The organism is Lentilactobacillus fungorum (assembly GCF_016860605.1).
Taxonomy (GTDB): Bacteria; Bacillota; Bacilli; order Lactobacillales; family Lactobacillaceae; genus Lentilactobacillus; species Lentilactobacillus fungorum.
In genome coordinates this window covers 329,045-344,883 of sequence record NZ_BNJR01000012.1, presented here as the reverse complement: position 1 = coordinate 344,883, position 15,839 = coordinate 329,045, and the positions used below count along the sequence as shown (strand labels likewise).

Annotated in this window: 11 protein-coding genes and 1 other annotated feature; of the genes, 5 read left to right on the top strand and 6 right to left on the bottom strand. The window is 44.1% G+C overall.

Annotation, left to right across the window (positions count from 1 at the left end; translation table 11 throughout):
* Positions 1-331 precede the first annotated feature (331 nt).
* Positions 332-620: a binding site (T-box leader), on the top strand.
* A 210-nt stretch (positions 621-830) separates the two neighbouring features.
* Positions 831-2,306 carry an anthranilate synthase component I family protein gene (locus YK48G_RS07170; RefSeq protein WP_203630024.1) on the top strand — a complete coding sequence of 492 codons (1,476 nt, stop codon included), beginning with the start codon at positions 831-833 and terminating at the stop codon, positions 2,304-2,306.
* On the top strand, positions 2,290-2,895 hold the full coding sequence (locus YK48G_RS07165; RefSeq protein WP_203630023.1) for an anthranilate synthase component II: 606 nt from the start codon (positions 2,290-2,292) through the stop codon (positions 2,893-2,895). The genes YK48G_RS07170 and YK48G_RS07165 overlap by 17 nt, the downstream gene beginning before the upstream one ends.
* 273 nt (positions 2,896-3,168) lie before the next feature.
* Here the strand turns inward: YK48G_RS07165 and YK48G_RS07160 are convergent, their stop codons facing one another.
* Positions 3,169-3,717 carry an RNA 2'-phosphotransferase gene (locus YK48G_RS07160; RefSeq protein WP_203630022.1) on the bottom strand — a complete coding sequence of 183 codons (549 nt, stop codon included), beginning with the start codon at positions 3,715-3,717 and terminating at the stop codon, positions 3,169-3,171.
* 661 nt (positions 3,718-4,378) lie between these two features.
* On the opposite strand from YK48G_RS07160, the gene YK48G_RS07155 reads away from it, so the two are divergent.
* Positions 4,379-5,017: a histidine phosphatase family protein gene (locus tag YK48G_RS07155; protein WP_203630021.1), complete on the top strand. Its 639-nt coding sequence runs from the start codon at positions 4,379-4,381 to the stop codon at positions 5,015-5,017.
* Between the two features lie 442 nt (positions 5,018-5,459).
* Positions 5,460-6,335 (top strand): helix-turn-helix domain-containing protein, encoded by an 876-nt coding sequence (locus YK48G_RS07150; RefSeq protein ID WP_203630020.1) that lies wholly within the window; start codon positions 5,460-5,462, stop codon positions 6,333-6,335.
* 147 nt (positions 6,336-6,482) lie between these two features.
* Here YK48G_RS07150 and arfA read toward each other — a convergent pair whose 3' ends face one another.
* The 4 genes from arfA to lepB all read right to left on the bottom strand — a co-directional run bounded on the left by arfA (position 6,483) and on the right by lepB (position 13,106).
* Complete coding sequence (gene arfA / locus YK48G_RS07145) at positions 6,483-7,985, bottom strand: arabinosylfuranosidase ArfA (protein ID WP_284692023.1); 1,503 nt, start codon at positions 7,983-7,985, stop codon at positions 6,483-6,485.
* A 384-nt stretch (positions 7,986-8,369) separates the two neighbouring features.
* Positions 8,370-9,740, bottom strand: a complete 1,371-nt coding sequence (locus tag YK48G_RS07140) for a glycoside-pentoside-hexuronide (GPH):cation symporter (protein ID WP_203630019.1) — start codon at positions 9,738-9,740, stop codon at positions 8,370-8,372.
* 5 nt (positions 9,741-9,745) lie between these two features.
* Positions 9,746-12,124 (bottom strand): hypothetical protein, encoded by a 2,379-nt coding sequence (locus YK48G_RS07135; RefSeq protein WP_232365311.1) that lies wholly within the window; start codon positions 12,122-12,124, stop codon positions 9,746-9,748.
* 394 nt (positions 12,125-12,518) lie between these two features.
* Complete coding sequence (gene lepB / locus YK48G_RS07130; RefSeq protein WP_203630018.1) at positions 12,519-13,106, bottom strand: signal peptidase I; 588 nt, start codon at positions 13,104-13,106, stop codon at positions 12,519-12,521.
* A gap of 562 nt (positions 13,107-13,668) precedes the next feature.
* On the opposite strand from lepB, the gene YK48G_RS07125 reads away from it, so the two are divergent.
* Positions 13,669-14,859 (top strand): multidrug effflux MFS transporter, encoded by a 1,191-nt coding sequence (locus tag YK48G_RS07125; RefSeq protein WP_203630017.1) that lies wholly within the window; start codon positions 13,669-13,671, stop codon positions 14,857-14,859.
* Between the two features lie 151 nt (positions 14,860-15,010).
* Here the strand turns inward: YK48G_RS07125 and YK48G_RS07120 are convergent, their stop codons facing one another.
* Complete coding sequence (locus YK48G_RS07120; RefSeq protein WP_203630016.1) at positions 15,011-15,760, bottom strand: SDR family NAD(P)-dependent oxidoreductase; 750 nt, start codon at positions 15,758-15,760, stop codon at positions 15,011-15,013.
* Positions 15,761-15,839: the final 79 nt, after the last annotated feature.

The window sequence follows — 15,839 nt, the reverse complement described above, 5'->3', positions numbered from 1 at the left end:
CGTGAACACTACAATGACCAATAGTAGCTAAATCGATTTGGTTTTTGGTTTAGTTTCAGCATAATTAGAATCCCCTTAGAAAAGTTAAATTTTAATTGCAGTTATCATATTATGAATTAGAGTGAGTGTCAACCCTTGAGTTTGAAAAAGTGACTTTTCATCGGGTATTGGGGCCAAGTTGCCATGAAGATGGAGCTGCCATTGCTTGAGGCTCTTAGAATGAGACCGTTTCGTAAAGTAGAAGTTGGCACCTAACCACTTTGCTCACTTTTCCCCTTGACATCTTTCCCCAATCGCCGTAACCTAAAACCAATTTAATAATTCGTCCTACAATAAACCATTGATGTGGAGATCAAGATTGTGATGCCCGCAAAGAGAGCCGCCGTTGCTGAGAGTGCGGTCGGAGACACGCAATTAAATGGACCACAGAGGGTTCTTCTGAAAGTTAATCGAGTATGGAGAAACGTTCAGGCATACGTCAGTTGTCGGAGGTGTGTTAGCACTTCGCTAAGGGTGGGGTTATCAAAATGATTAATCTTTTTGAATATAAAAAGCAATTGTCAAATTAATTTTGTTAATCTCAAATTAAGGTGGCACCGCGGATTTAATCCGTCCTTAACAAATTACTTTCTGATTTGTTGTGGGACGGATTTTTTTGTTGGCTGAAGGCGTTAACTCGAATAGCACCTTCCAGCCGATCATTTTGTTTTGACACCTTAACCAATGGAGGCAGTAAGATGAAATTCAACGCGGTCAAACGATGGCAGTTCCAATCGCTCTTTTAACCTAGTATTAGAACAGCGCCACTCACTTTATTTGGAGGCCATCAGATGACAATCACACAATTACAAACTTACGCAAAAAATTATCCAGCCGTGCCAATTACCTTACAGTTTCAACTTCCCAGCTTTAATCCAATCGCGATTACCCAAGCCTTTGACCAACCAGACAAGCCGTGTTTTTTGCTAACTGGCAAACCCAAGAAAACTGAGGATGGCTACAGCTTTATCGGCGTTAATCCGCTCAAATCATTAACCTATCGAAACGGGCAGCTCACTATGTCAGACCAAATGGGCAAAAAAACAACGGAGGCAGTTGCACTCAAACCCGTGCTTGAAAAAATCCTAGCGGAAAACAAGACGCCCCGTATCCCCAGCCTACCGCCTTTTCTAGGTGGCTTGGCCGGCTACTTTAGCTACGATTACGCCAAATACGCGACAACTGCTCACTTACCAGCCGTAGCGGATCCCATGGCGCTCAACGATGCGGACCTATTACTCGTCGATGAAGTGATCGCCTATAACCACGCCACCCAAATGGTCACGTTAAGCAAAATCGTTCCATCAGCTCAATTAACCAACTTGTATCAATCGGTATTAACTCATTTAACCCAATTGAAACAAGCTGTTTTGGCAGTATCTGCCAGAAAGCCATTACCATCATTTTCAATGACGCCGCTTCGCTTACAATTCTCCCTACAAGAATTTGATGAAAAGGTTGAACAGACTAAACAACACATCATCGATGGCGATATTTTTCAGTTGATTTTATCAAATCCCCAGCAAGCCAAAATGCACGGATCGTTATTTGCCGCAGCACCAACGCTCTTCAATGAGAGTCCTTCGCCCTACCAGTTTTACTTTCGTCACAACGATTTTGAAACGATTGGTGCCTCGCCAGAAACACTGATTACCAAACGTGACCAGACCCTTTTTACCTATCCGCTAGCCGGGACGCGCAGACGGGGCCACGATCAGGCAGAAGATGATCAATTTGCTGCTGAATTGCAGCACAGCCCAAAGGAGTTGTCAGAGCATAACATGCTGATTGACTTGGGTCGAAACGACTTAGGAGCCGTTAGCCAATTTGGCAGCGTCCAAGTGACTGCTTATCGCAAATTGCTTCGCTTCGCTAACGTGATGCATATGGGTTCGGTCGTCGAGAGTACCGTAAGCGATCATGTCTCGGCCATTGACATCGTCAACGCCGTTTTGCCGGCCGGCACTTTGTCTGGCGCACCTAAAATTTCAGCCATGCAACTGATTGGCCAACTCGAAAACCGCAAGCGCGGCGTCTATGGCGGCTGTCTCGGCTACCTTGGCTTTGATGGTGACCTAGACCTTTGCATCGGCATTCGGCTCGCTTACCGCCAGGGTGATCAGCTAGTCGTTCATTCAGGCGCTGGGATTGTTGCCGATAGTATTGCCAAATACGAATATCAAGAATTTAACAATAAAGCCAGCGCGGTTGTTAACGCACTAAAGGAAACTGCCAAAGGAGGGATTGTCGATGCATTATCTAATTGATAATTATGATAGTTTTACTTATAATTTGTATCAGCTTATCGGCAGTTTAACTGATGAGCCCATTACCGTCCTCAAAAACGACGCCATTACCAGCGCTGAGTTAACGGCCCGCTCCCCAGAGAGCTTAATTTTATCGCCGGGACCCGGTCGGCCGGAAGATGCGGGTCAAATGCCGGCAATTGTTCGCGATTTTATTGGTAAGGTGCCCATTTTGGGCGTTTGCTTAGGGCATCAAGCCATTGGCCAAGCTTACGGTGCCAAGGTTGTTCATGCTGACCATCTAATGCACGGGAAGCCTTCGACAATTAAAGTCACATCCCCGACCGGCTTATTCAAAGACTGTCCCCAAACGTTTGAAGCGGCCCGTTACCATTCATTGGTCATCGATCCGACGACGATCCCATCTAATTTATCGGTAACCGCCAAAACTGAAACTGATGAAATTATGGCCGTGGCTGATGACGTTAACCACGTTTATGGTGTCCAATTCCACCCCGAATCAATCATGACGGATCCGCAAGTTGGCAGACAGTTAATTTTAAATTTTTTGGAAATTGTCCACCAACAGAAATTGGCGCGGACATTATAACTAACTAACCCCCTTAAAATGGCGATGATCGCTACTTTAAGGGGGTTAGTTTTTGACGATAGTGACTTACTGTACCTTAAAATTCGACTTAAAAATAAATCCGCAAGAAGGGCACCTATTTAGACCGTAGCTGATTTGCATGGGGCGGTGGCACCTTGGACAGTTTCCCTGCATCGAGCGAGGAATTTTTGTCGATTTTTGCGGCGCATCTGATTTGTCTGCCATGATGTTCATTCCTCCAATGAGCGGATCCAAGTAACTAGAACCCTGTCATTAACTTTGAATCACTTGCAAATATTTCGCGGGCATTGCATCAACCAACCAAATACCGCTCTTGGTGGGATAAAATAATATCCCCGCTGTCGCGGCTGCTTTGGCTTGAACCTCAAACACAACTGGGTGATTGTCCCGGCGCTTGCCCACTTGAATTGCCATCTGTTGATTAGCGGACAAGTGAACAAAATCGCGGTCCATTTTTTTGAGGCCCTCGTCAACAATCAATCTCGCTGCGGCATGAGTGGTCCCATGATACAAGAATTCAGGGGGCATTGTTGGCGGTGTTAACGGTTTAACCGGAATACTGTGCCCGTACAACGCTCTAATTGTATCCCCTTCAATGGCATAACGCTGTTTATCACTTTGCGCCATTATTTTTTGAATCAATGGTTCACTAATCGGCGTGCCGTAATGACGATTAAAGTGATTCATAAACGATTCTAAGTTAACCCGACCGTATTGATCCAATGAAATCCCGATCCGCTCCGGATGGTGGCGCAGTACAAACGAGATGCGCTTGCTGATTCTGGTTAACTGACGATCCATAAGCTCGCTTCCTCATTTTTTAAAATGATTCATAAGTTCATTTTATACCCATTGTCATTAATAACGCCCATTTTAAATCAAAAAAAGCACACAGAAGCAATCAGCTTCCATGTGCCCGGATAATCACATATATTGAGGGGTTATTCTATGTTGAGGGGTTTAAGTTAAACTTAGGGTAAATCCACTGCATGAGGGGGGTGCAGCTTCGTTTAACAACCAAATATGATGAGGGGTCATATTTGATTGTCTATAGAATACCGTCACTACCTTAAATGGAACTTAAAATTCAAAAGTTTTTTGAAATTAGGATCGCTGCACCAATTCAAAACCTGTGTATAAACCTACTTGGCGTTTGCTAAGCGCTTCGGCCACTTTACTAGGACATTGCTCAAAACAAAAAGCTGCGTGTAAGTCTCCTTGGCCAAAAATCAAAACCCGGGATTTCCGGCCAAGTGGGCTTAGGCTCCGACTTCTAACCGCTTTGCTCCGCTCACTTTACTAGGACAGCTGCGCAAAGCAGAAACTTCCACATAAAACATCTTGCCCAAAAATCCAGGCCCGGGATTTCCGGCCAAGATGCCTTATGTTCCAGTTTCTAACCGCTTTGCTCCGCTCACTTTTATGATAAAATCGACTTAAACTAATTTGAAAGAGGTTTATCATGAAAAAAATCTATTTTGTTCGCCACGGCCAAACCCTACTGAACCGGTTTCGTCGAATGCAAGGTTGGGTGGATTCGCCTTTGACCCAAAAAGGGGAGGCTCAGGCTGTCGCTGCTGGCAAACGACTGGCTGACCTTGACTTTCAATTGGCCGTCAGTTCGGACATGCTGCGAGCGATTCACACGTTAGATATTATCCTTGCTCAAAATCACCGTAGCGATTCAGTTAAACGAGAAGTTCACCAAGATATTCGCGAAATTTACTTCGGTTCATTTGAAGCCGTTGATAGTGTTCAAACTTGGAATATAATTGGCGGCCCACTTGGCACTTTTAACCAGGAAGACCTCATTAAACGTTACGGATTGCTGAAAGTCCGCGATTTCATGCACGACGCTGATCCCTTTCATGAAGCCGAAACGGCTGCACAGCTTGAAGCTCGAATCAACTCAGCAGTTACGCATATTCAAGATGAACTTTCGAACGGCGAAAATGCGCTGGTTGTTTCACATGGAACATTTTTAAGAAACCTCGCTACTAACTATTCTGGTGATGACAAAATTGCTAAACAGCCGCAAAATGGCAGTGTCATCGTCCTTGACGTGACCAGTGAACCCGTGGTCATTTCAAATGACTTATAAAGCGCTTTCCAATTACGTGGACGGTGGACTATACTAATATCATTAAGCAGTGAGTCCATTTCTGACTACTAAATTACTAAATTGCGATAATGGCGGCCGATTTAGTTGGTTTATTTTACTGGATCGTGTCGTCGCTTTTAGCGATTTTAAATCTATTTTATTTCACTCACTTTTACTTAGGACAGCTGCGCAAAGCAGAAAGCTGCGTGTAAGCACCTCCAAGAAAAATTCCAAATCTGGGAATTTCTCTTGAAGGAGACTTACCCTCCGATTGTTAACGCTTTGCTCCGCTCACTTTTACTTAGGACAGCTGCGCAAAGCAGAAAGCTGCACCTAAGCCCACTTGCCCAAAAATCCAAGCCCAGGATTTCCGGCCAAGCTGCCTTATGCTCCAGTTTCTAACCACTTTGCTCCGCTCACTTTTATAAACGAGGTGCCCAACTTGGAAGATCGTTACATATCAATCTCATGTTTACCGCTGCCAACATTTATCCAAGGCGGTTACGCCATTTTTGGAGCGGGAGAAACTCACCCTAATAGAAATGACCTTCAGTATTTTGTGCTGATGTTTATTGTTAAAGGACGGCTATTTATCGCTGAAGATGGTGAAAATTATACGCTAGCCGCCAATGATATGTTTATCTTGCTTCCCCGCCATCACCACTATTCTTGGAAACCCGCAGAATCACAAACTGAATACTACTGGATTCACTTTTACATTACCGGTAAGTGGGTTCAGGAAAAAAGGCCGGTGCAGGTTGGCTCCGAAATTGACATCCCCACGCTACATTACTTTACGCCAACCATGACAATGTACTTGGCTAAAAAACGTCATTTCACCAATCAAGAGGATCTCTTTTCATTAATTAACCGAATTTTCAAAAATAGTGCCCTACAAAACAACGTTGGTTTTTGGCAAGCCCAACAATTATTTATCGATCTATTACAAATGATTCAAAGCCCCAATCTCGGGGAATCATCCACCACGCGCCTAGCTGATCAAATTCAGCGGTATCTGCGAGATCACTTTGACGAAAAAATTACGAACGAAACTTTAGGCAAAATGTTTCACGTTCACCCCAACTCGATTACAGCCAGCATGAAAAAAACTTTTGGGATGACGCCCAACCATTTCTTGCAGCGTTATCGCTTAGAAGAAGCTGTTAAGCGGCTGTTAACAACCCGCGAACCAGTCAGTACCATTGCGCTGGAAGTCGGTTACAGCAACGTCTACTACTTTTCAAATGCCTTTAAGAAAAGCTATGGAACTTCTCCGGCAGACTACCGCAAAAAATATGGTAACAATGCCAATCAGTAGCCCAATTGGCTAGTAGCTTTTCTTTAACTCAATGATGATACCGCCCCCCATTAATAAAGGACCTGGGAAATGAGTGTTTCTTACACTCGCTTCCCAGGTCCTTATTTTTTTAAAACTCAATCACAACGATCTAGCTAAACTAACCAGCTAATTGGCAACCCTGATTCGAATCATGTTCCAAGATAATGGCTGTAAAGTAGCCGTAATCTGATCACCAGCCGCCTGAGTACTCAATGGCTGCAGTTTCATTTGACCATTTCGATTATCTTCTTTTGGTCCATAACCATAGAATTGCGTGGCTTCAATCACTTCGGCAATCGTTAAATCCTTTAGCTGAGTCTTAAAGTCTAATGACTCATGTTGATTTTTATTTTCAGCAAAAATTGTCAGTTCCCCATTTGCTTGGTCATAAGTTGCAATACTATCCAGATAAGGAACTTCAGGAAACTCTCTTGATTGATACGTTGCCACGTCAACTTTTGGTGCTAACGCCACGCCTTTACCATGGTTTGAAACTTGCATAAATGGATAGAAGATGGATTGATACCAGACGCCATTATCGTCAGTCATAATCGGGGCAATCACGTTAACTAACTGCGCCAAGCAGGCAATCTTGACCCGGTCACTATTCTTCAATAAGGTGATCAATAGACTACCAACTAGCAGTGCGTCTTCAAAGTTATAAATATCTTCTAACATGTGCGGCGCCTTTTGCCATGGTTTAACCTTAGTGTCAGCATCATTTGAATGGTACCAGACGTTCCATTCATCAAGGGATAAGTTAATGGTTTTGTTGGTCCGCTTCTTGGCTTTAACGGCGTCACAGATTGCCACAACGCCCTTAATGAATTGATCCAAATCAATATTTTTACCCAGATAGTTATCTAGTTCAGTTGGATCATCGTCATTATAATACCCATAGTATCGGTGCAAAGACAGGTAATCAACATTGTCGTAGCATTGATCCAGTACGGTGGCTTCCCAGTCACCAAAGGTTGGGTTATCCATCGATGAACTGCCACAGGCAACCAACTCAATGTGATCATCAACCGCTCGCATGGCTTTAGCCGCCTCGTTAGCTAAATGACCATATTCATAGGCCGTCTTTTGCCCAATTTCCCAAGGGCCATCCATTTCATTACCTAAACACCAGGTTTTAATCCGGTAAGGTGCTTCTTGACCGTTCTTTCTTCTAAGATCACTCCAATAAGACCCCTTAGGAAAGTTACAATATTCAACTAGATTAGCAGCCGCCATAATGCCGCGAGTTCCCAAGTTAACGGCCATATCTGCTTTAGTCCCCACTTTTTTAGCCCAGTTCATAAACTCATGCAGGCCAAATTCGTTGGTTTCAATTGATTTCCAAGCTAAGTCTAGCCGGGTTGGTCGATCAGCTTTAGGACCAATCCCATCTTCCCACTTATATTGGGAAACAAAGTTACCGCCCGGATAGCGGACAATTGGCACGTTTAATTGTTTAATCGCGTCAATCACGTCTTGGCGCAAACCATTTTCATCAGCGCTGGCCTGGCCTGGTTGATAAATACCATCATATACAGCTCGACCAAGCTGTTCAATAAATGAACCGTAAATCCGTTCGTCAATGGTCGAAATCTGATTACTTGGATCAACTGTTAATTTCCCTTTCATGATTTCCTCCTTAAAATTAGTGAGCGGAGCCAGGCGGTTAGAAATCGGAGTATAAGGCTCCTCTAACAGAAACCCCCGGGCTTGGGATTTTTGTTAGAGGTGCTTATACGGAGATTTCTGCCTGGCGCAGCTGTCCTAAAATAGTGAGCGAAGCAAAGCGGTTAACAATCGGAGTGTAAGGCTCCTCAGACGGAAATTCCCGGGCTTGGAATTTTTGGCTGAGGTGCTTACGCGCAGATTGTTGCTTTGCGCAGCTGTCCTCAAATTAGTGAGCGGAGCAAAGCGCTTAGAAAGCGGAGGGTAAGTCTCCTTGGCGGGAAATTCCCGGGTTTGGAATTTTTCGCCAAGGTGCTTACACGCAGCTTTCTGCTTTGCGCAGCTGTCCTAGTCTTCGCTCAATTCACCACGGCGCTTAATCAGTGTCGTGCGAATATTTTTCTCATTTCGTTCAAACTTAACGTATAACAGAATCAATAACCCACCGATAATAAAGAAGATTGCGGGCAGCCATGAAATGCTGAATTTAATTGCGGCCAGCGTACCAGCATTTTGAACAACCCCAGCTTTATAGCCGGCATGGGCAAGGACCACTGAAGGTGCCCAGCCACCAAGACCTGAACCCATTTTAATCGCAAATGAACTTCCAATGGCGGTTAAGAACCCACTGGCCCGAATACCATTTCGCCATTCACCATAATCAACCGTGTCGGCCAACATCGCAAATGGTAAGGTAACAGAAATTCCTGTTCCGATTGAGGCCAGTGCCCAAGCGAATGATAAACCAATCAATGAGTGGCCGGTTAATGAGATTAAGATCTGCCCGAAAGCTGCTAAGAACATCCCTGCCATTAAGACGTATGACTTTCGGAATTTTTTAACTAGGAATGGAATTGCTACCATCCCAATGATCTGGAACATCACAAGCGCGTTTAGGATCGACGCAAAGTCTTTGTGACCCAAGTTATATTGCGTATAATAAACAACCACGGAAGTCCGAGATGCATTCCCTAGCCAATAGAAGATAAAGACCATAACTAGAATGAACCATGGCCAGTTGGCTTTAGCAGCCTTGATGGATTTGATAATCGAAATCCCTTTTTTCGGCTTGTTAATCTCGCGTGTATCAAAAAAGGCAAACATGAGAAGCGAAAAACCAATAACTGCTAAAATTAGTGCCGTATTTCGCCAACCGGATTGGGGATTGTTGCCAAAGAAGGCGACAAAGCTTAACGTAAACGTTGCAGTAATGAAGTAGCCGATCATTCCACCGATGCTTCGAGTACTGTTTAAACGAATCCGTTCATCAGAATTATTACTTAAGTTTGGTAAGATTGACGTGATTGGGGTACCCACGCCAGTGTAACAAATCCCGAAGAGCAGGTAGGTAATTAATCCCCACCAAAACTTACCAGTTGCACTGAGATCTGGTGACCAAAACATCAGGATAAAGAATATTGCAAACGGAAAGGCCATCCACAGCCAATATGGCCGACTTTGACCCCATTTAGTATGCGTATGGTCAATAATGAATCCCCAAATTGGGGCGTCAAAGGCATCTAAGATTCGAGCTGCCAGCAAAATGGTCCCGGCAGCGGCGACCGATAAACCGAATACGTCGGTGTAATAGTACAAAATAAACGTGGTGACGGTAGTGTACAATAGGTTACCAGCAGCATCTGTACTGGCATAAGCTAACATTCGATGAAATGGGATCTTAACGTTACTATTAATCGCGTCTCCTAGCGAACTTTTCATAATAATTAATCCTCCCTTACTGGATGAAATACATTCGACTGCACGTCAAAAATGACTTTTTTGGCAGTCATAACAAATTGATTGCCGTCATCAAGATTCACATATCGACGACAATATGGTGCGAAACTTTGAATTTGATAATCAGTTGAATTTAGCTGGCTGATGGCACCATTAATCGCGTGTAGCTGGCCTTGGTCATCAGAATAAAGGTAAGTTGTTTGCCCAAAGCCATTTAGATAAGCAACGAGTTCTTCGCCCATATCCCAATCATCTTCACCGGTATACCCATCTGGGAAAAGCCGACTAAAGATACCACCGTCTTCAGCGAAAATTGACTGGCCAAATCGATTTCTGGATAAATCCGGGCGATTAACGTTGGGGCCGGCGATACTATAAGTCGAAGCAGCCTCGCCTGGTTTTAAGAAACGATCGGTAGTTGATGCGTTTGAATCATACATATAAAGAATTGCATTGGTGGCCCGATAACCCGCTTGAACCAGTTCGACGTCTTGGAGGTTTTCACCACTCACTTGGGCAGCGGCTGCCGTAATCCCACCCCACAAAGAGTGCACCATGTAAGAAAGTGCTTCCCACCATCGATCTGGGCTTTGGGAACGAAAGTCATTGCTAAAACCAATGTTGGCTTTTAGTAGTTCACCGTATACCTTAGCAGCAGCTAGATTGCCAGTTAACGCTAATGCGCCGGTTGCTGGTCCAAAGCCAGCATTATCAAAGAAATGCTCAGTCATGGCAGCCGAAAGCGTCTTAGCGCCTTGCGCAACCCGGTCAGTCGTTATCGCCCAAGACTTGGAAATTTCTGCATATTCTTGATCCAAGCCGGCAGCTTTAACATCTTTTAGCAAGTCCTCAATGTAGGTGAAATAAAGACCCAACATCTGAGCTTCCTCTTTGCCTCGCTGGTTGTCGTGTAAATCAGGGTTAACCCGGACATCAAACACCTGAGCCGCCCAAGCGAGGTAATCTTTTGGCGAATTTAAGTGAAGGTATTTGGTCGGAACCTTTGATAGCAGGTAAAAAAGATGGGCAATATATTCGAAATCCATCACGCGGTAAAAATCACCGTATAATTTTCGCGGATGTTTAAAATCGCCATTTATGAACCACTTGGGTCGGACATATTTAACAGCACTTTCTTCCACCTGAGCAATTTGCTTGGCAATATCATCAACTTTTGGATCCAACAAGCATTCCTGAACGATAAAGGTGAGCTTTCCCAGTGACTCACCTTGATTAGAAACCGGTGAGAAACTATAAGGTACTTTTCCACTTGCTCCCGAATAAGAATGCGTTGATACGTAATTCGCACGATTCCTGAGCAATTGACTAACTGAACTCATCACGTTAAAGACACCCATATCGCTAGTGCCGTCCGCAAAGGTCAGCCAAATTTCGTGTTCACCAACTCCCTTTGGCTGATAGATGAGGCGTGTACCGTCTAATTCGTCGGATATGTCGTCTTCAATTAAGCGACCGTCGGCGTGATGCTTAACAACCACTCTTTTAATAACTTGATCTTTGGCTAGTTCAATCGTAAATCGCTGGCGTTGCCCGGATTGAACCAGTGGCTCAAAACTGATCCGTGGATGGCCATAAGACTTAGCAACTTGATAGAAATCTTGACGACTACCAAAGGGCTGTAGTGCAAACGCCCACGTAATTGTTTGACCTGGCTTTACGTGAAGTTCGGTTTGCGGATAAATCCAATCATGATGAGGGCGTTTGTCATCGTCATAGCCACCAGCTAGAATGATTTCATGAAACAGCATGCCATCCAGTGACGGTGAAACGTTTTCAAAAAAGCGGTTCGTGTATTCATTAAACGTCCCAACCGATAACACATTTCCTTTGGTTTGGTAAAGTCCCAAGTTCGGCTGAGTATTATCTCGTCTAATCGCTGCCAGCTTGGTATAATTTTGAGAAATCGAAGGAAATATGGCCGCGGATTGATTAGCATTTCGCTGGACATTTTTATCTCGAAACATCACGTATGCAAGACTTACCCACAGACCAAGGTTATGAATCGTTACCTCCCGATCGGCTTGATTTGTAACCGTAAACTGCCAGGTTAACGCCTTGCCAGTTAGCTTAAAGTGCTGAACCAAGTCAAGTGAATCAATGTGATAACTTACTTGACTCGTTAAATCACTCGTCGTAACTTGAGGGTTAAAGTCAATGCTTCGGTACTTTTTCCCATCAATCGTGACATTGAATTCGCCAAACAACTTATCTAGGTCGTGATAGTTCAATGATGCTAAATAATCAGGATCGATTACCCAATTCATATTGGTTGGGTCGTCGTTTATTTGAAACTTGGTGATAGCACCGCGTTTATTTTGCGAAATTGTCAGAAAGTCTGACTTCATTTAGAAAACCTCCTTTTTCAAACGGGATCGAATTATATGCAACCGCTTACCATTTAAGGATACCTTGGCGCCCAATTAGTTTAAATGACAGATCAATGCATTCTTTTATATAATTTAAGTAAGTTCATTTACACTTTTTAATTTGCAATTTATAATTGTTAACTTCAATAATTGACAACTTAGTATACTTATTCCCTTCTTTTTTGGATCTATGGCGATTTAGCGTTGAGGTCAGTTGACCTACCAATTTCAAAAATCAAATAATTAATTTATAATTAATCACACTTTTTAAGCGTTGAATAAATAAAAAATAGGTGATCAACCAGCCATTCACTGATTCATCACCTATTTATCCTCATATCTTTTAACGATGATTCTTATAAAACTTGCTGCTTTAATAGCCTAAATCATTAACATTGTGCCGCTTGGTTTTGTTAGTCTCCCAGAAGAAGGTTTTTGCAACGCCGACAATCTTCTTTTTAGGGACAAACCCCCAGTAACGACCATCGTTAGAAACGCTCCGGTGATCACCCAGAACAAAGTACTCGCCCTTCGGCACTTTTGTCACGTTAACATTCTTATTCCAGCTTCTTGACAGTGTCTGTAAGTCCCAATTACCAGTGCCAGAGGTTCGCTCTTGCATGCTGATAAACTTTTGGGGGACCACCTTACCATTAACATAAATATTGCCATTTTTACTGGAAACGGTATCACCCGGTAATCCGATTACCCGTTTGACGTAGTCCGTTTTTGGCTTTGTCGCCGTTGGGTCCTCGCCATAGGCATCGAACACAATGACACTCAGGTGCTTAATTTTTGCTTGCTTCCAAACCACTAATCGTTCATTATTAATAAGGTTGGGTTCCATTGATGGGCCATCCACCCGAGCCATTGTGAAGACGTAGGTTTTTACTAAAAAGGCAATAGCCAATCCAACGAGGATGGGAATTACCCAACTTGCGATTTCTTTGATTACTTTCATGACAAAGCTCCTTTGGGGGCTACAATAATTCAAAATTTTTACTAGAATGCAGCCGTCATTAATTTTAGCATAAATTCCCATCATGACAACAAATTACGGGTTAATTAACCTAATAGTAACTTTAAGAAGGCTTATTAACCTTGTATGATAGGACAGTTGTGTTCGGCAGAAAGCTTCGTATAAGCATCTCAACTAAAAAATCCAAGCCCGGGATTTCCGGCCGAATCGTCTTAGGATCCGACGGCCGTGAAACGCCTAGCCTATTTGGCGATTTCTAAGCGCCCGGCTCCGCTCACTGTTATTAGGACAGCTGCGCAAAGCAGAAGTCTGCACCTAAGGCCACTTGCCCAAAAATCCAGGCCCGGGATTTCCGGCCAAGTGGCCTTAGGCTCCGACTTCTAACCGCTTTGCTCCGCTCACTGATGTAGGACAGCTCCGCAAAGCAGAAAGCTCCGTGTAAGCACCTTGGCGAAAAATTCCAAGCCCGGGAATTTCCCGCCAAGGAGCCTTACACTCCGCTTTCTAACCGCTTTGCTTCGCTCACTATTTAAGAAGGTCCCCCATGAAAACGAAAACTACTTTAGCAACCAGAATTTGGTTAATTTTAATTTTAGGCACCATTAGCGCAACTGGGCCATTGTCTATTGACCTATACTTGCCGGCCCTACCAGAAATGACGCAAGATTTGTCGACTTCTGCATCCCTCGTCCAATTAAGTCTTAGTGCTTGTCTACTGGGATTAGCATTAGGCCAATTAATTGCCGGGCCGCTCAGTGACAAGTATGGTCGCAAAAAGCCTTTGATCATTGGCTTTTCTGTATTTGCCGTAGTTTCGCTGCTCATCGCGGCTACCCACTCAGTTTTCTTACTAATCGGCCTTAGATTCTTTCAAGGCCTCGCCGGGGCTTCCGGTCAAGTTTTATCCCGAGCAGTGGCGTCCGACCTATTTTCCGGCACGCTCCTCACAAAGTTTTACGCGATGCTTTCGGCCGTTAACGGCATCTTTCCGGTCATCTCCCCAGTTATTGGCGGTTTTATGATTCGCTACGTTAGCTGGCAAGGCATTTTTGTCCTCCTAGCCGTGATTGGCTTCGCCTTGGTGCTTGCCCTTTGGTTAGGGGTTAAAGAAACCCTTCCTCCTGAAAAGCGGCTTGGTGGCCATCCAGTGGAGTCGATTATTGAGATGTTTGGTTTCCTCAAAAATGTCCGGTTCGTTAAGTTAATTTTAGCAACCGGCCTAGTTTCTGGCGGTCTTTTCAGCTATATTTCAGCTTCTGCTTTTGTTTTTCAAAACTTCTTTCAACTATCGGTTCAAAATTTCAGCTTACTGTATGCTTTAAACGGTATTGGTATCGCCATTGGTTCAATCATCCCTGGTGGACTAGCCGCTCGCTTTTCTGAAACCAAGCAAACCAAGTTAGTCCTGACCACAACCGTTTTAACGGCGACTTTACTGACCTTAAGCGCGTTATTCTTCAATAATTTGCCATTAGTCATTATCTTAGTCTTTCTGATTGTCACCCAATTTGGCATGCTGTTTACGTTAACCACTTCAATTATCATGAACCTATCATTGCAAAATAACGGGGGTATTTCAGCCTTACTGGGGCTATCACAAAATGCCATTGGCAGCATGATGTCACACATTGTTGGCATAATGGGCAGCGCAACTTATCTGCCAATGGCGCTATCAATTACGGGTTGCTTGGCAGCCAGCCTAGGGCTATTTACGTCAATTCGCAGGCAACCATAATTTAACCCGATTGCCACGCTACGTAATCGGAAAACCATCATGCTTCGTCGCCTAACTTTTAAGATTAAGCGGATCGGCCAGTCACTTTTAACTCCTTTAAAGTGATTGGCCGATCCGCTTTATTTTGCCTTTAAATCCTACTAATAGCAAACTAGCTTCGAACGTCCGGTAATCCGGTAACTTCCCAGCCGCCATCTACAACTAGCGTCACGCCGTTGATATAACTCGCCGCTTCACTTGCTAAAAAGATCGCCGGCTCAGCAATTTCCGACGGTTTAGCTGGCCGCTTAGCCGAAACAGGTATCGATTGATTGGCTTGGCCAACCACTCGTTTAGTGTTAGCAGCTGGCATCTTGGCCACAACGCCTGGAATGATTGCATTTACTTGAACGTTACTATCTTGAAGCTCCAAAGCCGCGCTCTTTGTAAACAAGCTGATTGCTGACTTGATCTTAGCATAATCTGCTTCTCCAAACGTTTGCACATGAGCTGCTAAGGAAGAAACCATGACGATTTGGCCACTATTTTGCTGCTTCATTTGCCGGCCAATATACTTAACGAACCAAAACACGCCGTTCAGGACTAAATTAACCACAAAATTCCAGTCCGCAAGCGGCTGATGAAGCATCAAGCCCGCTTCAGAAGACTCCGCAACGGGAAATGAATAATGAATCTGTCCGTATTGCCGAACCACGTCGCTAACAAAGTGCTTAACAGCCGAACAGCTATTTGACTGGACATATCTCCCCTCGAATAATTCATAGGTATCTTCAATCTGCTTTAGCCTTTCCCGATCAGTTCCTGTAGCAATAATTCTAACGCCTTTCATCATTAACTGTTTCGCAATTGCCAATCCAATTTCGCTAGTCGCATTGGTCACAACCGCAACTTTTTGAGTCATCATACCTTCCCCTTAAAAGTGAGCAGAGCAAAACCGTTCACATCCCCCAGATAAACTAGACGTTTCAGGGTCGTTAGCG